The sequence below is a fragment of the Bacillus sp. IS1 genome (assembly GCF_032461585.1).
GTDB lineage: Bacteria > Bacillota > Bacilli > Bacillales > Bacillaceae > Bacillus > Bacillus velezensis.
Map to the genome: position 1 here is coordinate 69773 of NZ_JAWCWR010000007.1, position 20252 is coordinate 90024.

Annotated in this window: 21 protein-coding genes and 1 other annotated feature; of the genes, 14 read left to right on the top strand and 7 right to left on the bottom strand. The window is 49.0% G+C overall.

Translation table 11 applies throughout. The annotated features are described in order from the left end of the window. Positions 1-285 precede the first annotated feature (285 nt). From pssA to trhO, 5 genes are all read left to right on the top strand, one after another. Positions 286-819, top strand: a complete 534-nt coding sequence (gene pssA, locus RUW00_RS19585; protein WP_007409002.1) for a CDP-diacylglycerol--serine O-phosphatidyltransferase — start codon at positions 286-288, stop codon at positions 817-819. Then, a complete protein-coding gene (locus tag RUW00_RS19590; protein WP_003156711.1) occupies positions 810-1298 on the top strand; it encodes a DedA family protein in 489 nt (162 codons plus the stop codon). Before pssA ends, RUW00_RS19590 begins: the two co-directional genes overlap by 10 nt. Beyond that, a complete protein-coding gene (locus RUW00_RS19595; protein ID WP_315956744.1) occupies positions 1291-2106 on the top strand; it encodes a phosphatidylserine decarboxylase in 816 nt (271 codons plus the stop codon). The genes RUW00_RS19590 and RUW00_RS19595 overlap by 8 nt, the downstream gene beginning before the upstream one ends. A 42-nt stretch (positions 2107-2148) precedes the next feature. Beyond that, the gene (locus tag RUW00_RS19600; RefSeq protein ID WP_315956746.1) at positions 2149-2424 is read left to right on the top strand and encodes a hypothetical protein; all 276 of its coding nucleotides are present in this window, start codon (positions 2149-2151) and stop codon (positions 2422-2424) included. Positions 2425-2528: 104 nt separating this feature from the next. Beyond that, complete coding sequence (gene trhO, locus RUW00_RS19605; RefSeq protein ID WP_014416813.1) at positions 2529-3497, top strand: oxygen-dependent tRNA uridine(34) hydroxylase TrhO; 969 nt, start codon at positions 2529-2531, stop codon at positions 3495-3497. A gap of 36 nt (positions 3498-3533) precedes the next feature. Here trhO and gltP read toward each other — a convergent pair whose 3' ends face one another. Beyond that, entirely contained in the window at positions 3534-4784 is a 1251-nt protein-coding gene (gene gltP, locus RUW00_RS19610) for a glutamate-aspartate/proton symporter GltP (RefSeq protein WP_007409006.1), read from the bottom strand. A 369-nt stretch (positions 4785-5153) separates the two neighbouring features. Here gltP and RUW00_RS19615 point away from each other — a divergent pair, with 369 nt between their 5' ends. Continuing rightward, positions 5154-6221 carry a branched-chain amino acid aminotransferase gene (locus tag RUW00_RS19615; RefSeq protein WP_029973949.1) on the top strand — a complete coding sequence of 356 codons (1068 nt, stop codon included), beginning with the start codon at positions 5154-5156 and terminating at the stop codon, positions 6219-6221. 40 nt (positions 6222-6261) lie between these two features. Here RUW00_RS19615 and RUW00_RS19620 read toward each other — a convergent pair whose 3' ends face one another. From RUW00_RS19620 to RUW00_RS19635, 4 genes are all read right to left on the bottom strand, one after another. Continuing rightward, positions 6262-7665, bottom strand: coding sequence for an amino acid permease (locus RUW00_RS19620; RefSeq protein WP_315956748.1), 1404 nt, complete (start codon positions 7663-7665; stop codon positions 6262-6264). 113 nt (positions 7666-7778) lie between these two features. Further along, complete coding sequence (gene mmuM / locus RUW00_RS19625) at positions 7779-8726, bottom strand: homocysteine S-methyltransferase (protein WP_280144826.1); 948 nt, start codon at positions 8724-8726, stop codon at positions 7779-7781. Positions 8727-8841: 115 nt separating this feature from the next. Beyond that, positions 8842-10278, bottom strand: a complete 1437-nt coding sequence (locus RUW00_RS19630) for an alanine/glycine:cation symporter family protein (RefSeq protein WP_053285449.1) — start codon at positions 10276-10278, stop codon at positions 8842-8844. A gap of 24 nt (positions 10279-10302) precedes the next feature. Beyond that, on the bottom strand, positions 10303-11286 hold the full coding sequence (locus RUW00_RS19635) for a glutaminase (RefSeq protein ID WP_014416818.1): 984 nt from the start codon (positions 11284-11286) through the stop codon (positions 10303-10305). 243 nt (positions 11287-11529) lie between these two features. Here RUW00_RS19635 and glnK point away from each other — a divergent pair, with 243 nt between their 5' ends. From glnK to RUW00_RS19655, 4 genes are all read left to right on the top strand, one after another. After that, positions 11530-12822, top strand: coding sequence for a two-component system sensor histidine kinase GlnK (gene glnK, locus RUW00_RS19640; RefSeq protein WP_061861805.1), 1293 nt, complete (start codon positions 11530-11532; stop codon positions 12820-12822). A 1-nt stretch (position 12823) separates the two neighbouring features. Next, a complete protein-coding gene (gene glnL / locus RUW00_RS19645) occupies positions 12824-13771 on the top strand; it encodes a glutamine utilization two-component system response regulator GlnL (RefSeq protein WP_007409014.1) in 948 nt (315 codons plus the stop codon). A 295-nt stretch (positions 13772-14066) separates the two neighbouring features. After that, positions 14067-14987, top strand: coding sequence for a macrolide 2'-phosphotransferase (locus RUW00_RS19650; RefSeq protein WP_280144827.1), 921 nt, complete (start codon positions 14067-14069; stop codon positions 14985-14987). A 48-nt stretch (positions 14988-15035) separates the two neighbouring features. Further along, positions 15036-15286, top strand: a binding site (T-box leader). Positions 15287-15374: 88 nt separating this feature from the next. Continuing rightward, on the top strand, positions 15375-15539 hold the full coding sequence (locus tag RUW00_RS19655) for a tryptophan RNA-binding attenuator protein inhibitory protein (protein WP_021495300.1): 165 nt from the start codon (positions 15375-15377) through the stop codon (positions 15537-15539). A gap of 38 nt (positions 15540-15577) precedes the next feature. On the opposite strand, the gene RUW00_RS19660 is transcribed toward RUW00_RS19655, so the two are convergent. Next, a complete protein-coding gene (locus RUW00_RS19660) occupies positions 15578-15961 on the bottom strand; it encodes a DUF2512 family protein (protein ID WP_003156684.1) in 384 nt (127 codons plus the stop codon). Positions 15962-16114: 153 nt separating this feature from the next. Here RUW00_RS19660 and RUW00_RS19665 point away from each other — a divergent pair, with 153 nt between their 5' ends. From RUW00_RS19665 to tatC, 4 genes are all read left to right on the top strand, one after another. Next, positions 16115-16543: a cell wall hydrolase gene (locus RUW00_RS19665; protein ID WP_003156683.1), complete on the top strand. Its 429-nt coding sequence runs from the start codon at positions 16115-16117 to the stop codon at positions 16541-16543. Positions 16544-16806: 263 nt separating this feature from the next. Next, the gene (locus RUW00_RS19670; RefSeq protein ID WP_014416824.1) at positions 16807-18558 is read left to right on the top strand and encodes an alkaline phosphatase D family protein; all 1752 of its coding nucleotides are present in this window, start codon (positions 16807-16809) and stop codon (positions 18556-18558) included. Positions 18559-18570: 12 nt separating this feature from the next. Further along, positions 18571-18768: a twin-arginine translocase TatA/TatE family subunit gene (locus RUW00_RS19675; RefSeq protein ID WP_003156681.1), complete on the top strand. Its 198-nt coding sequence runs from the start codon at positions 18571-18573 to the stop codon at positions 18766-18768. 61 nt (positions 18769-18829) lie between these two features. Continuing rightward, positions 18830-19555, top strand: coding sequence for a twin-arginine translocase subunit TatC (gene tatC / locus RUW00_RS19680; protein WP_021495296.1), 726 nt, complete (start codon positions 18830-18832; stop codon positions 19553-19555). On the opposite strand, the gene pcp is transcribed toward tatC, so the two are convergent. Continuing rightward, positions 19552-20199 carry a pyroglutamyl-peptidase I gene (gene pcp, locus RUW00_RS19685; protein ID WP_280144828.1) on the bottom strand — a complete coding sequence of 216 codons (648 nt, stop codon included), beginning with the start codon at positions 20197-20199 and terminating at the stop codon, positions 19552-19554. The genes tatC and pcp overlap by 4 nt on opposite strands. Positions 20200-20252: the final 53 nt, after the last annotated feature.

Sequence of the window (20252 nt, forward strand, 5' to 3'; positions counted from 1 at the left end):
ATCATACGGCTTTTCATTCATCAAGAACGGACAATCCGGATCGCGGCATGGAATATTTAAGCAGGGTAATCCGGAATAGAGGAAACCATGATTGCTTACCTTAATATGAACGGCGAAAAAACAAAAATCACCAGATTAGATTGTTCAAATAACACCAAATGCTGTATAATAAAAGAATTTGAATGATAGCATTGAAAGAATTCCATTTTATGTTTCCGTAAAATGGAGTCTTTATGCATACGCAGTCCGATTTGATATGGTTTTAATTGGAGGTTTGTGTAAACTGTGAATTATATACCTAGTATGATTACAATTGGAAATTTTATTTGCGGGCTCTTATCGATTCATTCCCTTTTGTATCATAATATACACTCTGCGGTGATCTTTATTTTCACCGGGATGTTTCTTGATTTCTTTGACGGTTTGGCCGCCCGTAAGCTGAACGCGGTATCGGAGATGGGAAGAGAGCTTGACTCCTTTGCTGATCTCGTGACGTTCGGCGTAGCGCCGTCCATGCTCGCTTACAGTGTTTCACTATATACGATTCCGTTCATCGGAATTTTAATCGCGCTTTCCTACAGCATCTGCGGGATGATCCGTCTTTCCAGATTTAATATTGAACAAAGCAAGCTGCCGACGTTTATCGGGATGCCGATTCCGTTTGCGGGTATGTGTCTTGTCATTTTGAGCTTTATCAATAACGCTTTTCTTCTGGGGGCGGGAACGATCGCGCTCGGTTATTTAATGGTCAGCAACATTAAATTTCCGCACTTTAAAAAACAGGCGCCTGAAAACCTGGAGAGCAGAAGATGGAATTAGTTCAGCAATTAATATCTGATTACGGATATATCGCAATTTTTCTTATGCTGACACTCGGTATTATCGGATTGCCTATTCCGGATGAAGTCATGATGACGCTTGTGGGCTACTTCGCTCATTTAAACGTGCTGAATTACGGGCTCTCCATTCTGATCAGCTTTATCGGAGCGCTCCTTGGGATGATTATCAGCTACTTCATCGGCAGAAAAGCCGGCCGGCCGTTTATTAATAAGTTCGGAAAATGGGTCGGCCTGAAGGAAAAGAGGATGGAGAAAGTAGACAGGTGGATGAAGAAGTACGGGCCGTACACCATTATTTTAGGTTATTTCATCCCCGGCATCAGACACGTGACCTGCTACTTTTCCGGAATCGGCAGAATGGAATTCAAAACCTACTTATGCTTCGCCGCCATCGGAGCGTTTTTATGGTGTTTTATTTTTATTACTATAGGAAAATTCATAGGAGTAATCAATGTTTAATACTGCCGCTAAAGTTCTTTACCGTTCATTGATTGAACTGACTAATAATCGATTGACGTCTTATCTCATTAAAAACTTCTGTGAATCGAAACTGAGCAAGCCGGTGATTCCGCTGTTTTCCAAACACTATCGCATCAACTGGAATGAAACGGAACGCACGGCTTCTGACTTTGATTCACTGGCGTCATTTTTTATTCGGGATATTAATTTGAATCTCCGCCCCGTGGCAAAAGAGAAGAACGCCATCGTCAGCCCGGTGGACGGCGTCGTTCAGACGGTGGGCATGATTAAACCCAATCAAACTTTCATGGTGAAAGGGAAGGATTATTCGTTCGCCGAACTGACGGGGTTTAAAAGCGCCGATCACAAATATAACGGCGGGTGTTTTGCCGTGCTTTACCTGAGCCCGAGACATTACCACCGCTTCCATTCTCCCGTCAGCTGCACGTATCAGAAGCTGGCCGAGCTGGGGAAACGCTCCTATCCCGTTAATACGATGGGGTTAAAGTACGGGAAAGATGTGCTCTCAAAAAATTACCGTTATGTGTACGAGCTGACCCGTGCTGATCAGCAGATGCTCATGATTCCGGTAGGTGCGATGAATATTAACTCGATCGTTCAGACAAACACCGGAACCAGGCTTGAGACGGGGGAAGAGCTGGGCTATTTTTCATTTGGATCGACCGTTATTTTAGTATTCGAGAAAGATATGTTTACCCCTTCGGATAACCTGACTGAAGGCCGTGAATTACAGGTCGGCCAGATCATCGGTTATGCGGAGTCACAGGAGGAGGCGTCCGCTTTATAAAAGCTGCTCCTCTTTTTTATATGGTGTAAGGAAGTGAACATTATGGAAGAAAAGGATTTGGCAAAGCTGATAGAACAGTACCGGCATACAGGCGATCAGCAAATTCTTGAAGCCGTGCGGGACGCATGCCGGCCTGTCATTGAGGCGCTCATCTCAGAACTGGCTGAAGACAGCGCCGATCTTCTGCGGACAAAAGGCCGTGAACGTTTTCCGTTTATTATCGGCAAGTATCAGACCGCGGCCGGCCTTTCGCTTGATACCTTTTTGCGCAATACGTATCGGTTTTATTTTCAGCAGGTTTTAAAAGGCGAAGCGTGACTGGAAGAAAGAGTACGGACGGAAATGTTCATCTTTCGCCCGTTTTCCTGTATGATATAGTAGAGTGTGCGATCATTAATATAATTGAACAGGGTGTATAAATCATGGAAAAACAATATAGAGTTTTACTTTATTATAAATATGTAAAGATTGATGAGCCTGAGGAGTTCACGGCTCAGCATTTGAAGTTTTGTAAGGAGCTCGGTCTGTTAGGCCGTATTTTGATTTCTGAGGAAGGCATTAACGGTACGGTGTCCGGAACGGTTGAACAGACGGAACAATACATGAATGCGCTGAAAGCTGATCCGCGCTTTGCCGACATGCCGATCAAAATTGACGAGGCTGACGGACATGCATTCCGCAAAATGTTTGTGCGCCATAAAAAAGAATTGGTGACGCTTCGTCTCGAAGATGATGTTGATCCGAATGTCACGACGGGCAAGCATTTGAAACCGAAAGACTTTTATGAGCAAATGCAGGACCCTGACACGATCGTGATCGACGCCAGAAACGACTATGAGTATGATCTCGGTCATTTCCGCGGAGCGGTCAGACCTGATATTGAGGCGTTCCGTGAGCTGCCGGACTGGATTGAAGAGCACAAAGACATGCTTGAAGGCAAAAAAATCCTCACGTACTGCACAGGCGGCGTACGCTGTGAAAAATTTTCCGGCTGGCTGCTGAAAAAGGGCTTTGAAGACGTGTCCCAGCTTGACGGCGGTATCGTCACTTACGGTAAAGATCCTGAAGTGCAAGGGCAACTGTGGGACGGACAGTGCTACGTGTTTGACGAAAGAATCAGCGTACCGGTCAACCGCGTAGAGCACGTTATCATCGGAAAAGATTATTTCACGGGCGAGCCGTGCGAGCGTTATGTGAACTGCGCAAATCCGGCATGTAATAAAAAAATGATCTGCACACCTGAGAATGAATACAAATACATGCGCAGCTGCAGTCACGAATGCCGTACGAACGAACGCAACATGTATGTGAAAGAGCACGAAATGACTCAGGAAGAAATCAATGAACGCCTTGCTTTGATTGAAAAAGAGGATCATGCGGCGATTGATTAATAGAAAAGACCACCAATGAGGTGGTCTTTTTTGTGTTTACATACTTTCTGTCCGGGCGGTCTGGTCTGCCGTGACGGGTCCTTTATATTTGAATGCTTTTTCCCACTTGGACACGACGATGCAGGCGACCGCATGGCCGGGCACGTTGACGCCGGTCCGCGCCATGTCCATGACGCGGTCGACACCGGCAATGATGGCGACACCTTCCGCGGGGAGACCGACGGCATTCGCTGTCGCCAGAAGCACGACGAGTGATCCTGACGGGACGGCGGCAATGCCTTTGCTTGTCATCACGAGGACAAGCATCATCAGAAGCTGCTGAGAAAGCGGCATCTCCACATGAAACGCCTGCGCCAGGAAAATACAGGACACCGATAAATAGAGGCTTGAGCCGTCACAGTTCAGCGATAAACCTGACGGAACCACAAAGGAGACGACCCGCTTCGGACAGCCGTATTTCTCCATCCGATCCATCAGCTGAGGCAGAATGGTTTCTGTGCTTGTCGTGGAGAAAGCGATCAAAAACAGATCCCAAATCATTTTCAGCACTTCAAAGTACTTGATTTTAAAGATAAGCCCCACGATCGGAAACAGAACGAAGAGTATCAGGAACAGCCCGAGGAACACAGTGCCGATCAGCTTCAGCATCGGAAGCAAAAGCGCGATTCCGAATTGCCCGACGGAGGCGGCCATCAGGGCGAGAACGCCGATCGGAGCGGTGACCATCACCATCTGCGTGAGTTTGAACATAATATTTGCCGTGGATTCGAAGAAACTCATGACAGGTGCGGAGGCTTTGCCGATGCCGGCTGCGGCAACACCGAATAAAATCGCGAAAAAAATGACGGCGAGAAGATCGTTTTTCGCCATGACGTCAATGATGTTAACGGGGATAATATCAAGAAGCATTTGTTTCAGGTCGACTACTTTTTCCGTATAGCCGGAAAGCTCGTGAATATCTTTTTTAGCAAGATGAGAGAGGTTAAGGCCGACTCCCGGCTTCAGCACGTTCGCCAATAACAGACCGAGCGCCAGAACAAGCGTCGTAATCACTTCGAACCAAATAATCGTTTTGATGCCGAGACTGCCCATTTTTTTCATACTGCCGCTGCCGGCGGCTCCGATGACAATGGTTGAAAACACGATCGGCACGACAATCATTTTAATCAGGCGGATAAATCCGTCTCCGACGGGCCGCAGCGCCATCCCGAAATCCGGGAAGAAATGGCCGATCAATGCTCCGATGGCTAAAGCGATCAAAATCTGGAATGCGATAAATTTTTTCAAGCGAATCCCCCTTTTACTTGCGCATTTCATACGTAATTCGTGAAGCAGGCGGCAACCACCTTCCTATCCGCCATAAATTTGTCACATTATTGACTGTGCGAAAGAAAGGATTGCTTTACATTATGTAAGCGCAATCATTTAATATGACAGAAAGTCCTCATTGGAAAAAATGAAGGAGAATAAAATAAAGTTAGATTTTCGCTTGAAAATATAAAAAATTGTGATAATTATCCTCTTATAAGTGGTATATTTGATATGATACGGTCAACTGCATTCTCATATATCTGTGCATACAAGATTCGGACAGAGAAAACAGGCAGCTTATAAAAGACTGAAAATTTAAACAATTACAAGAAAGGTGTGCTTTTGTTGAATCAACTGATTGAAAGACGTAAGGTCACAGCAAGAAAAGAAAAACCGGATTCCGCTTCATTGGGATTTGGCAAGTACTTCACAGATTACATGTTTGTCATGGATTACGAAGAGGAGAGAGGGTGGCATGATCCGAGAATCACACCTTATGAACCGGTCCATCTGGATCCTTCCGCATCGGTTTTCCATTACGGGCAGGCCGTATTTGAAGGGCTGAAGGCTTACAGGTCAGAAGACGGCCGGGTGTTGATGTTCCGTCCTGACCAAAATATAAAACGGCTGAATAAATCGTTACGGCGGATGAGCATGCCGCCTCTTGACGAGAAGCTGGCGCTGGAAGCATTGATACAATTGGTGGAGCTGGAGCAGGAATGGATACCGATAGAAAAAGGAACCTCTTTATATATCCGTCCGTTTGTGATTGCGACTGAGCCTTCTTTAGGCGTCCGGCCTTCAAAGCGTTACAAGTTCATGGTTGTTCTGACGCCTGTCGGTTCGTACTACGGCGATCAGCTGAAACCGATCCGTATTTATGTGGAGGATGAGTATGTGCGTGCCGTCACCGGCGGAGTGGGCGACGTCAAAACGTCCGGAAATTATGCGGCCAGCTTACAGGCTCAGCGGAAAGCCGAAGAACTGGGGTATGATCAGGTGCTTTGGCTCGACGGGGTGGAAAAGAAATATGCCGAAGAGGTAGGGAGTATGAATATCTTTTTCATCATAAACGGAGAGGCCGTAACGCCGTCATTAAACGGAAGCATTCTCGGGGGCATCACACGCGCATCTGTGATAGAGCTGTTAAAAAGCTGGGGCATCCGTGTCAGGGAAGAACAGGTCGCCATTGATGACATCTATGAGGCTGCGATGAGAGGCGAGGTGTCAGAGGTATTCGGTACGGGAACCGCGGCCGTCATCTCGCCGGTCGGCGCGCTGCACATTCACGGAGAAACGATTGAGCTGAATAACGGTTTGATCGGTGAAGTGTCAGAAAGGCTCTATGAAACGATTGCCGGCATCCAAGTCGGGAAGGTGCGGGATTCGTTCAGATGGGTGGTTGAAGTATAAATGAAAAAAGAACCCTTGCGCTGCAGGGTTCTTTTTTAGGTTATTGGGATTTTACGGCTTGCACGCGGGCTCTGCTTTTCCGGTTTTTCAAGTAATAAGCGCTGTAGCAAACGGCCATAAATGCAATTCCGCAATAAAGGGCGATGGCCTGGTTCGGATCAAAAGCGATGCCGATACAGGAGGCGAGGCACAGCAGAAAGGCCGCTATCGGTACGGCCGGATATCCCGGCGTCCTGTATTTCAAGTCTGAAAGCTGGTGCCCTTCTGTAAGAAACCGTCTTCGGAACAAAAATTGCGATGCGGCGATGCTCATCCACACAGCCACTACCGCAAATCCTGAGACGGAGACGAGAACAAGATAGACTGTATCCGCTGCAACCACGCTTGACAACAACGACAGAATGCCGCCGATCATACTGAAGATCAGAGCGTTAAAAGGAATGCCTCTAGAAGTCAGTCTGGCAAAGGCGGGATGAAGCTCCCCTTCTTTAGACAGGGACCACAGCATACGTGATGACGCGTACAGCCCTGAATTGGCCGCAGACAGAAGCGCTGTTAAAATGACGAAATTCATCAGATCGGCCGCATAAGGCACGCCGACTCTGTCAAATACCGTGACGAACGGGCTTTCAATCACACCGGCTTCCTTGATGGAGATCATCCCTGACAGCACAAAAATCGTTCCGATAAAGAAAAGCGCCAGCCGCCAGATTGTGGTCTTAATGGCGCGCGGAACGGTTTTTTCCGGATCGGCGCTTTCCCCTGCGGCGATTCCGATCAATTCCGTCCCTGAAAAAGCGAAGTTTACTGAAAGCATTGTCATCAGTATCGGGAAAAAGCCATTTGGAAAAAGGCTGCCGCCATCCGTAAAGTTCGACAGCATAGGTGCGGCCTCACCGCTTTTCATCGGGATGATGCCGAACATCGCCGCTCCGCCCAATAAAATAAACAGTAAGATGGATAAGACTTTAATGCTTGAGAACCAAAACTCCGATTCAGCAAAAAATTTCACGGAGAAGGCGTTTAATAAAAAGATGAGAAGAGCGAATACCGCACTCCACATCCAAACTGAAGTATGCGGGAACCAGCGCTGCATGAAAAGCCCGGCCGCCGTGAATTCAGAGCCCAGCGCCACCGCCCACGTCAGCCAGTACAGCCATGCGACCGTAAAGCCCGCCGCCGGCCCGATATAGGTTTTCGCATAGGTGTGGAATGCGCCCGTCACGGGCATAGCTACTGACAGTTCACCAAGGCAAAGCATGACAAGATAGACGATGCCCGCGCCCAAAAGGTAAGCGAAAATGGTGCCCGCCGGACCCGCCTGATGAATGGTATACCCAGAGCTTAAAAACAGCCCCGTTCCGATCACACCTCCGAGTGATAGCATAAAGAGGTGTCTGCTTTTCATACTTCTCTGAAAATTCGTCTCGTTCTTGTTGTTCATTGTTTTCCAACTTTCTGCGAGGGCCGTTCTAATAAAAAATCTCATGCCGGCGAACGGCACGAGATTCCGGCGAACCGGCTTTTTGAATAGAATATACAAACTATTCCGATTAGTCAAGTTGTTTTTAAGGTCTTGGCCCAATCGGCAATGGCCTGAATGTCCGCAGGTTTCGTCCGGCAGCAGCCTCCGATCAGGCTCACGCCGTTTTCGTACCAGCTTTGCGCGCTTTTTCCGAAATGGTTTTCGCACGCTGCGCCTTTCCAGGTTTTTGTCACTGGGTCATATTGTTCGCCGGAGTTCGGATAGGCGATAATCGGTTTGGATGCTGACCGTTTGATTTCTTCTATCAGCGGCGGAATATGTTCAATCGGTGTGCAGTTGATGCCGATCGCTGCGATTTGGCTGCAGGAGTCGAGCAGGGCCGCGCATTCGGAAATAGGCGTGCCTTCGCTGATATGCCGTCCGTCTTTGGCGCTGAAGCTGATCCATGCATAAGTGCCGGGGAATTCCTCCAGCAGCCTTGTGATCGCTTTTGCTTCTGACAGGCACGGAATGGTCTCGCAGGCCAAAAGATCGGCGCCGGATTCTAAGAGGGCTTTCATCCGGGGGCGGTGAAAGCTGATCAGCTCATCCTCCGTCAGTCCGTAATGCCCGCGATATTCTGAGCCGTCAGCGAGGCTCGCGCCGTAAGGTCCGATAGAAGCGGCGACCAAAGGTTTGGGCCGGTGTAAACGGTTTTCTTCATGCGCCCAAAATTCATCGCGTGCTTGTGCGGCAAGTTCAACAGATGTCTGAATGAGACGTATCGCATCGGTTTCCGGGATGCCGCGCGCTGCAAATCCTTCGATTGTCGATTGATAACTGGCGGTGATCGCGCAATCAGCGCCGGCGGCAAAATATTCTGCATGCACCTGTTTGATCAGTTCTGGTCTCTCCAAAAGAATTTTGGCCGACCACAGATCGTCATGTAAATCACAGCCCATCCGCTCAAGCTCGGTTGCCATCGCGCCGTCTATGATCATCACCGGGTATTCATTTAATATTTGTGTAATGGGATTCATAGGCCTTCCTTTCTGACTTTACTGAAAATATATAAAAAGGGTAATGGACGCTTTTCTCTTTGTCAATGAACCGGCAGAAAAAAGGTGTTCAGGACGCTGCCCGAACACCTTTTGTTTAGGAAATGTGTTTGCCTTTCGCACTTTTCGCGATGTCTGAATACTCCCAGCATTCGATCCCGTCATCATCAGGGAGCACATCTCTGTAAAAGACGGGGTCCTTTCCGGCTTTCTTTTGCCGGACATAATCGCTCAAAGCGGCAAACGCTTTTTTTGACAGAAGGAAAATCGCGATTAAGTTCACGACCACCATTAAGCCCATGAACAAGTCAGCCATATCCCACACAAGCTGGACTTTGGAAATACAGCCGAACAGTACCATTCCGAGCACGCAGATGCGGTAAATGAACAGCCATTTTTTGTTCTGGCTTAAAAATCCGATATTGGTTTCTCCGTAATAATAGTTGCCCATCAGAGCGCTGAAGCCGAACAAAAGCATTAAAACGGCAAGGAAACCTGACGCCCACGCGCCGACATGGTCGCTCAAGGCGGCCTGAGAAAGCGCGATGCCGCTCAGTCCCGGCTGCTGATAAGCGTCTGAAAATAAAATGATAAGCGCCGTGCTTGTGCAAATGACGAGCGTATCCGTCAGGACGCCGAATGCCTGAATGAGCCCCTGTTTCACCGGGTGGCTCGTCGTAGCTGTCGCCGCCGCGTTCGGAGCGCTTCCCATACCCGCTTCATTTGAGAAAATCCCGCGTCTTACACCTTGCATCAAGGCCGCACCTAAAGCACCGCCCGCTGCCTGATCAATGCCGAACGCATTTTTTACGATTAGCGACAGAACGCCGGGCAATTGGGTGATGTTCGTCAGAATGACAAAGAAAGCGACACCGATATATAAAACGGCCAAAACGACTACGATGTATTCCGCCATTTTCGCAATTCGTTTGACGCCGCCGAAGATTACGCCGCCGAAAACCAAGATTAACATAATGCCCAATGTAAGCCGGCTGGTGCCGAATGCGTTTTGAAAGGCGACGCTGATCGTATTGGATTGAACGGAATTAAAAACAACTCCGAATGACAGTGTGATTAATACGGCGAACAGCGCGCCCATCCAGCGTTTCTTCAGGCCTTTTTCCATGTAATAGGCCGGGCCCCCGCGGAATCCGTTTTGATCTTTTACTTTATAAATTTGGGCCAGCGTGCTTTCAACAAAGCTTGAAGCCGAACCGATGACTGCGATAATCCACATCCAGAAAATAGCGCCCGGACCGCCGAGTGCGATCGCAATGGCGATTCCGGTAATATTCCCGGTTCCGACACGCGCCGCCATACTGATGCAAAATGCCTGAAACGGGGAAATGCTGTTTTTTGTCCGGGCGGCCGCGCCTTCCTTCAAAACCCGGATCATTTCCTTCAGCATGCGGACTTGCAGACCCTTTGATCTGAATGTAAAAAACAGTCCCAGAGAAAGAAGCAGTACGATTAACAGTTTTGACCATAAAAAATCATTTGCCGAGCCGATTACATTTTCAAGGAATTCCTGCATCCAATCACCTCTTGGTTCGTTTGATTAAAAAATACTGAGCTCCCACTCCTGTGCGATATGTTTCAGCAGCATGCCGCCGGTCAGGCTGTTGCCGTATTCATCAATGGCCGGACCGTAAATGCCGATGCCGCAGCCGTTATGAAAAGGCTGTTCTCTTCTGGCGCTTGGGGGAACCAATGCCATAATGCCGCCGGATACCCCGCTTTTGGCCGGGACGCCGACGAAAGCCGCATATTTGCCTGACGCATTGTACATCCCGCATGTCAGCATCAGGGCTTTGGCGAGTTTCGCGACATCTTTCGGAATGACCTGTTCCCGTCGGATCGGATGGTAGCCGTCATGCGCAAGTATCAATCCGATTAAAGCGATGTCCTCGGTTGTACCCTCCATGGCGCACTGCTTTAAATACACTTCAAGCGTTTCTTCCACATCCGCTTCGAGAAAGTTCGTTTCTTTTAAATAGTAGGCGAGCGCTCGGTTCCGATGCGCGGTCTGCCATTCAGAACGGAAGACCTCCTCGTGAACGTGAGGCCGTTTTCCTATTAATTTTTCAAAAACGGAAAAGAGATATTCTAATTTATCATGCGCCGTTTCACCCGGAAGCAGCGAGGCGACGGTAATGGCGCCGGCATTGATCATCGGGTTGAAGGGCTTCCCGGGTTTATGGATTTCAAGCCGGATGATAGAATTAAACGCATCACCCGTCGGTTCCACGTCCACACGATCCAGCACGTAAGAAATGCCTCTGTTCATGCAGGCGGCAATAAAGCTGATGACTTTTGAGATGCTCTGCAATGTGAACGGGACATTCCATTCACCGGCATGAATCATTGAGCCATCCGGCTCTAATATGCAAATGCCCAGCTGAGAGTCGTTGATTTCTCCGAGGGCGGGTATATAATTTGCGCTTTTTCCATTGACGGAAAACGGTCGGTAATGCTCGACCCAATCTTGTAAAAGTGAAGCCAGTTCCTCTTTTTCAAGGCGCTCTCTGACCATATCTTTCATAACATTCCTCCTCTATTGCAAGCCTGTCCGAAGCGGAAACCGGTCTTGGAAAACGTTTTCAAAAATAGCGTGTTCCATGTTAATGTATAATGACATCTACAGAATCATACAAAATACGACAAAATCATTCTTAAAATAAGCCGATAGATTTATAAATCAGCCGGAGTGTCCCGCCATTCGGGTCTAAAGAAATTTGCGGACTGTATCGGTCTTGTTCAAAATAGACAGAAGAAGGAAGTGATTATGATCAGGCTCGACTATTTACTGAAAAAAGACGGCTATCTTTTCGCCCTTATGCTGATCACCGTGCCGCTGGCGGGGGAACTGAAATTTTACCCCCTGAATGAGGTATACCGGATCAGCTTCGGCGCCCCGGCTTTTTTCTTTTTTCTGCTGCTGCTTCGACATGTGCCGGCAGTATTGTCAGGGCTGTTGACAGGTGCAGCCGTTGTGGCATTCCGGATCGGCCTGGCGTGCTGGGGAGGAGAGCATGCCGGCTTTACGGAGGCTTTTTTCAGCCAATATCCCAGTTTCTTTTTTTACTTTACATATGCCTGCTTGTTTTATGTGCTGAAGGTCAGGCTTTTTTGGGATCGGCCGCTGATGATCGGGTTTCTCGGTTTTCTCATTGAAATTGCGTCCGATGCCGTTGAAATGACGGTTCAGTTTTCCGGCGGCCGGCAGATTATGATGCCGGACAAGCTGGCGGATATTGCGGTTATCGCTGTTTCTCACACATTTATTGTGCTGAGTTTTTTCAACGTGATGAAGCTGCACGAATCTCAGGTCAGGGAAAAACAAACGAGAAAGCAGCATGAGCACATGCTGATGATTGTGTCTAACTTATATGAAGAAACGATTCATTTGAAAAAAACGCTGAAAACGACGGAGCATGTGACGAAAGAATCCTATCAGCTATATCGGGAAATGAGCGGGAACGACCGGGAGCTCGGGAGCCGAATGCTGCGCCTTGCGGGAGAAATTCATGAAGTGAAAAAAGACAATCAGCGAATATTCGCCGGCCTGTCGAAGCTGATTTCCAATGAGAGATTCCGGGATTACATGAATGCCGCCGCTCTGGTCGGCATCGTCATCCGAATCAATGAAAAATACGCCGAATCTTTAGGCAAGGACATTCAATTCCGGAGCGTGATTGAAGGAGAGCATCCCGAATATCACGTCTTTACCGTCCTGTCGATCTTAAATAATCTGACCGCCAATGCCGTCGAAGCCATGGGTGACAGGGGTGAGATCCGCCTCGCGCTGCGCAGGGCGGAGGGGGAGATGGCCGAATTTGAGGCGGAAGATGACGGTCCCGGCATTCCGGAAAAAATCGGAGAGGTCGTTTATGATCCCGGATTTACGTCCAAATACGATGAATTCGGCACACCTTCAACGGGCATCGGGCTTACTTACGTGAAGGAAATCGTAACTGAACTTGACGGAGACATTTCCTTTCATAACAAGCCAAAAGGCGTCATATTTACGATTAAACTGCCGGTGAAGCATTTGATTGCAGAAAGGATGAACTCATAATATGCGTTTTTTTATAGCTGATGATGACCGGGCGATCCGTTCCATTTTAAAACAGATGATCGAGGACGAGGACTTAGGCGAAGTCGTCGGTGAGGCAGAGGACGGAAGCCAGATTGAAGGGCATTATCTCCATTTTAAACAAGTCGATATTTTATTAATTGATCTGCTGATGCCGGGTCGGGACGGGATTGAGACGATCCGGCATCTTCAGGGATCGTACAACGGAAAAGCGGTGATGATATCGCAGGTGGAGGCAAAGGAAATGGTGGGAGAAGCTTATTCTCTCGGCATCGAATACTTTATCCACAAACCGATCAACAAAATCGAGATCGTCACCGTTTTGCGAAAAGTAAAAGAGCGGATTGAACTGGAAACCTCGATCGGCGATATCCAACACTCGTTAAGCCGTCTTATTCAGCGGAATGAGCCGAAAAAAAGCGGGCCGGGGGGGATGCACGAGAAATCAATCAAAGAAACAGGAAAATTTCTTTTATCGGAATTAGGCATCGTGGGAGAAAGCGGGGCGCATGACCTCATGGCTGTCCTTCACTATTTATTTGAGGATGAACAGGCGGAAAGAAACATCCCGTCTTTAAAGCAGATGTTTACAAACGTCGCCATCCGGAAGCTGGGGCCTGCGGCGGCACAAGCCGAGGTTAACAGAGAAATCAAGGCCTCGGAACAGCGGATCAGAAGGGCCGTCATTCATTCGTTAAACCACTTCGCTTCATTGGGCACAACTGATTTTTCAAACCCCAAATTTGAATATTACGCCTCGAAATTCTTTGATTTCCCCGCTGTCAGCAAGAGAATGAAAGAAATGCAGGCTAAGGAAACCGTGCCGCTTTCTCCGGTTAAAGTGAATATGAAAAAATTCATTCACGTCTTCTTTTTGGAGGCGAAAGATTTACGCGAAGGATCAAAATTTGTCAGCGGAGGCAGCCGGTAAGCTGATAAATAGGGTGTACATATATAGGGTTTTTGTGTAAAATAATGTTAACTAAGAAAGAACGGAGGGGTCCTGATGGCAAGTCAAAATCCGGTTTTCGCACTAATAAAATAGTGTCAATGTCTCTGCCTTGAGCGCGGAGGAAACCGGGATTGTCTGCCTGAATAAAGGAACCTGAAGTAATAGTGAGGGGGCGGCGATTATGCCGCCCTCTTTTTGGCGTCTTCACATATCTCTTTCTCCCCCGCCTCAGGCGAAGCTCTGTGTCAGTAAATAAGGGAAATGGGGAAACGAAGTGACAAAACAAAGGGAAATAGAAACCGTTCTGAACATCGCAAAGGAAAATGGCTTACGGTTAAAATATGAAGGGGCGGACATAAATGAAACGGGTATGGACTTCCAAGTCGTATTTGCTGAAGATGACAGCGGCATGACATGGGTGCTCCGAAAGCCGCGCCGTCCCGATGTTATCGAAAGAGCGGCTGCAGAAAGCGGCGTTCTCGCGTTTCTCCGCAGCCATGCCGCGGTAGCAGTGCCCGATTGGCGGATTCATACACCGGAACTGATCGCTTATCCGAAACTGGACGGAATACCCGCTGCCGCAATTGATCTGGATAAGAAACAGTATGTCTGGAATATGGAACAAGAGCCGCCTTCAGACGGTTTTGTCGGCTCGCTTGCCGCGGCATTAGCTGAGCTGCACGGGGCAGACCCGGATGCGGCCTCCAGATCCGGAATTGAAATTATAAAACCGGATGACGTCAGGCAAAGGGCGGCGGAATCAATGGATCACATAAAAAAAGAAATCGGGGTCTCAGAGCCGCTTTGGAAAAGATGGCAAACGTGGATAAATGACAGTTCGTACTGGCCTGATTTTTCCGCGCTGATCCATGGCGACTTGCATCCTCCGCATATTTTGATCGGCGAAAATCAGCGTGTGACGGGTCTCCTCGATTGGACGGAGGCAAAGGTTGCCGATCCGGCCAAGGATTTTGTCCTTTATCAAGTGATATTAGGAGAAAAAGAAACAAAACGGCTGATGAAGAGCTACGAAGCTGAAGGCGGGCGCGTCTGGCCGAAAATGCAGGAGCATGTGACAGAATGGCAGGCCGCTTATCCCGTGGAAACGGCGAAGTTCGCGCTTCAAACGGGGCAAGAGGAGCATATGCAAATGGCGCGGGACATGCTCGGCCTGTCCGATCCGAAAAGTTATTGACTTCCGCCGGATGACAGCGTATGATACATTTTAAATTAAAAGAACGGATGAACAATGCTGAGGAAGAGTAAGTACGCATCAGCGCGCGGGGTTCAGAGAGTCGGTGGCCGCTGTGAACCGATCCCCGTCCGGTGCCGAATGGGCTTCTGAATTGCTGCGCTGAAATGACAGTAGGCGGTGCCGGGATTCTTTCCCCGTTATCAAGAAAGGAGTATTGAAACCGTGTGTTTCTGTACTTTTTGAGAGAATGGCTTTTCAGCCGTTAATAAAGGTGGCACCGCGAAAACCTCGTCCTTTGATGGATGGGGTTTTTTTGTGTTGTTAAGGAGGTGATGGCCATGGAAAGTGACTGGAGACGGACAGACAATCAAAAAAGGAGGGATGTTCATGGTGATCGCAACCGACGATCTTGAGCTCACGTGTCCGCATTGTGAAGGAACCGGCCAGGAGCAGGAAGGGACGCCCTGTCCGAAGTGCGGCGCGAAGGGCGTCATATTGACCGCTCAAGGAAACACGCTGCTGCATTTTATCAGAAAGCATATTGATCAGTGAAATCAAACGAAAAAGGCCGTTATCCGGCCTTTTTTACGTTATTCGGACCGGGGTTCTAAAAAACGGGACCCGCCCAAGTCTTTTCTCATCAGATAAATATGGAAAAAATATTCTCCGACGGCGATGATGACGGCGGAAATAAGAGCGGCAAACGCCAGTCTTCCCCCGGAAATGCCCATGGACAGCGGCATTCCCATCAGCCAGACGACAAGAAACGCGATTCCGAAATCAGCGGACGCCGCCGTGATATTATTCCATCTCGGAAGCACGTACAGGTCGCCCGTAAAGTAGGAAACGGCTCCCAGCACAATGGTCATCAGCAGCACGTCGCCGAATGTAAAGCGAAAACCTAAGCCGAGTATCAGATACAGAATAATGATGGTCATAATGCCTTTAATGGCAAGCGCTTTAATGTGTTCCATGCGAATTCCTCCTTATGGAAATCATGTTAGTATGTTTCCTCATAACGTGAAATATAAACCCTTTTTTCGTGAACATTTGTTTTCTGGCTTTTGGCTGTCATCACTGGGCCGCTGCTGAATATGATGAAAGGAGAAAATACGGGAGGTGTCATGATGGCAGTCGTAAAAGCGTCGAGCGCCGATGTCGATCTAATGGCAAGGCTGCTCAGGGCGGAAGCGGAAGGCGAAGGGAAGCAGGGAATGCTTTTGGTCGGCAATGTGGGAATCAATAGGGTGCGGGCGAATTGTTCTGATTTTAAAGGCCTGCGCACCATCAGGCAGATGGTGTTTCAGCCGCACGCGTTTGAAGCGGTGACTCACGGATACTTTTACCAGAGACCGCGTGAATCCGAGCGGAGGCTTGCCCGCAGAAACATTAATGGAGAACGGTTTTGGCCGGCTAAATTCAGCCTGTGGTATTTTAAGCCGCCGGGCAACTGCCCGCAGACTTGGTATGGCCAGCCGTTTGTCGCCAGATTCAGATCCCACTGCTTCTATCAGCCGACAGGTGAGACGTGCGAAAACGTGTACAATACATTTTAATCCCGGGCGCACCGTTCTTAGAATGAACGGTGTTTTTTTAATTTTTTGTGAAGAAAAATAGGAAAAAAGTGCGCTTGACGGATGACAAGCCAAAAAGAAACAGAGGGGGTTTTCTCCCGGCGGGGAAAGGTTTGTCGAAACAATGTGAAAAATGTCTCCCGCCGTCCATTTTTCAGCCTTACAAACCCTTCACACTTCTTCATAGCGGTTTAACACTTCTTTTTTATAATAAGGGCGATCAATGAGACGAAAGGGGAACTGACATGACACATGACGGCCGCTTAGATGAATGGATCAAGGAATTGGAGAACAAAAGCTTTCAGAACAATACGTTTGACCGCCGCGCATTTATACAGGGCGCCGGGAAAATCGCCGGTCTTTCCCTCGGGTTAGCGATCGCGCAATCCATCGGCGCGTTTGAAGTGAATGCCGCTCCGAAATTTTCAAACTATCCGTTCACCCTCGGCGTAGCCTCCGGCGACCCGCTGTCTGACAGCGTCATTCTCTGGACGCGTCTTGCCCCGGACCCGCTGAATGGGGGCGGCATGCCGAAGCAGGCCGTGCCGGTAAAATGGGAAATCGCTACTGATGAACATTTCCGTCACATCGTCAAACGCGGAACGGAAATGGCCAAGCCGAATCTCGGACACTCCGTCCATGTCGAGGCGGACGGGCTCAAGCCCAATAAAGTGTACTATTACCGGTTTAAAAGCGGGCATGAGCTCAGTCCCGTCGGCCGGACGAAAACGCTGCCCGCTCCCGGCGCTGACGTATCCGCCATGACGTTTGCGTTTGCCTCATGCCAGCAGTATGAACACGGCTATTATACGGCGTATAAACATATGGCGAAGGAAAAGCTTGATCTCGTGTTCCATCTCGGAGATTACATTTATGAATACGGACCGAACGAATATGTGTCAAAAACGGGAAATGTCAGGACGCACAGCAGCGCTGAAGTGTATACACTGTCAGATTACCGCAACCGTCATGCCCAATACCGCTCTGATGCCAATCTGAAAGCCGCCCACGCCGCATTTCCGTGGGTCGTGACGTGGGACGATCATGAGGTGGAAAACAATTATGCCAATGTTATCCCTGAAAAAGGCCAATCCGTTGAAGCGTTTGTGCTCAGGAGGGCCGCAGCTTATCAGGCTTATTATGAACACATGCCGCTCAGGCGCATGTCATTGCCGAACGGTCCTGATATGCGGCTGTACAGGCAATTTTCTTACGGCAATTTGGCATCGTTCAATGTGCTTGATACAAGACAGTACAGAGATGATCAGGCCAACGGCGACGGGAATAAGCCGCCTTCTGATGAGTGGAGAGACCCGAAGCGCACATTGATGGGGACAGAACAGGAGCAATGGCTCTTCGGAAATTTAGCCGCCTCAAAAGCGAAGTGGAATGTGCTGGCGCAGCAAATCTTTTTCGCGCAATGGAATTTCGGAACAACCGCCAATCCGATATACAGCATGGATTCATGGGACGGCTACCCGGCTCAGCGGGAGCGGGTCATCAATTTTATAAAAAGCAAAAACCTGAACAATGTCATCGTGCTGACGGGTGATGTTCACGCAAGCTGGGCGTCAAACCTGCATACCGATTTTAACCAAACGAATTCAAAGATTTTCGGAGCCGAATTCGTCGGGACTTCCATTACATCTGGAGGAAACGGGGCGGATAAACGGGCCGATACGGATCAGATCTTAAAACAAAACCCGCATATTAAGTTTTTCAACGATTACCGCGGCTATGTCCGCTGTACGGTGACCCCTGCCCAATGGAGAGCGGATTACAGAGTGGTGCCGTACGTGACGGAGCCGGGGGCTGAGGTATCCACGCGGGCTTCATTCATTTATCAGAAAGACCAGACGGGGATTCGGAAGGTCTCTCAAGCTGCGGTTGCAGGCGGTTTAAAGCAGTCGAACGAGGTGGAAGAGGATCGTTTCTTCGCCCATAACAATGCGCATGAAAAGCAAATGAGAAAGAAACGGGCCAAAATCTCACAATAAGGAGGCACACTCATGTTTTCAAATATCGGCATTCCCGGGTTGATCCTGATTTTCGTCATCGCTCTCATCATTTTCGGACCTTCAAAGCTTCCGGAAATCGGCCGTGCAGCCGGCCGCACGCTGCTTGAATTTAAAAGCGCCGCAAAAACACTGGTCTCAAATGAAGAGCCGGACAAGCAGACGGCTGAGAAAGACAAAACGGCAGGCTGAATCCTGACATGGGGGCAGACGAATCCGCTTCTGCCTCTTTCTCTATAAGGAGGATGTACGATTGGATAAAAAAGAAACCCACTTGATCGGGCATTTAGAGGAAGTCCGGCAGCGTCTCATTAAAACCGTTATCGCCTTTCTCGTGTGTTTTATCGGCGCCTGCTGGTTTGTGCAGGATATTTATGACTGGCTGATCAAGGATTTGGATGGCAGGCTGGCCGTTTTAGGGCCGAGCGAGATTTTATGGGTGTATATGATGATTGCGGGAATATGCGCCCTTACGGCAACGATTCCGGTTGCGGCCTTTCAGCTCTGGCGTTTTACGGCGCCGGCTTTGACCCCGTTTGAACGCCGCGCCGCTTTGCTTTACATTCCGGGGCTTTCGGTTTTGTTTATCATCGGAATTTCCTTCGGGTATTTTGTGCTGTTTCCGATTGTGCTCGGATTTTTAACACAATTATCCGCCGGCCATTTTGACATGGTATTTACGGCGGACAAGTATTTTACCTTTATGCTGAATCTTACATTGCCGTTCGGATTTTTATTTGAAATGCCTCTGGCCGTCATGTTTCTGACACGGCTCGGAATCGTGAATCCAACCCGGCTGGCAAAGGCGCGGAAGCTTTCGTATTTTGTGCTGATCGTCGTCTCTGTGCTGATTACGCCTCCGGATTTTATGTCTGACTTTCTCGTCATGATTCCGCTGCTCGTCCTCTATGAAATCAGTGTGACGCTGTCCCGCATCGTTTACCGGAAGAAATGGGCCGAGGCGCCGTCTGCAGCTTAGTGAAGTTCGCCTCCGCCGGTCTCAATATCGTCCTCATGCGCCGCGGCGGTCACCGCGGCGATTTTGAGCGCTTTTGTCACGAGATCCAGGCTGAGGCTCGGCGCAGACTTCTGCAAGGTTTGCTCCGGAATGTACGGGATGTGTATAAACCCGCCGCGGATGTGGGGATGATGGCAGGCGATTTCATCCATCAGGCCGTAAAAGAGGTGATTGCATACAAACGTCCCCGCCGTGTAGGATACAGCCGCGGGAATGCCTTCCTTTTTGATTTCCTCAACGATCCGTTTGATCGGAAGGCCGGTCCAATAGGCCGCGGGACCGTCTTGAGAAATGTTTTCCCCGACAGGCTGGTTTCCTTCGTTATCCGGTATGCGCGCCTCATTGAGATTGATCGCGACCCGTTCCGGCGTGATCTGCATTCTGCCGCCTGCCTGTCCGACACAGATGATAATGTCAGGCTGATGCTTTTTGATCGCCTTGCGCAGCACGGCAAGAGACTTATAAAAAACGGTCGGCACTTGTTCAGATACGATAGAGGCAGGGCCCTCAGCGGCACCGTTCAGCCGTTTGACCGCTTCCCATGAGGGATTGACCGTTTCCCCGCCGAAGGGGTCAAAGCCTGTCTGCAATACTTTTTTCTCCATATAAAACCCTCCTTTTCTTTTTACCATACTCTATAATGGACATATATTCCTGC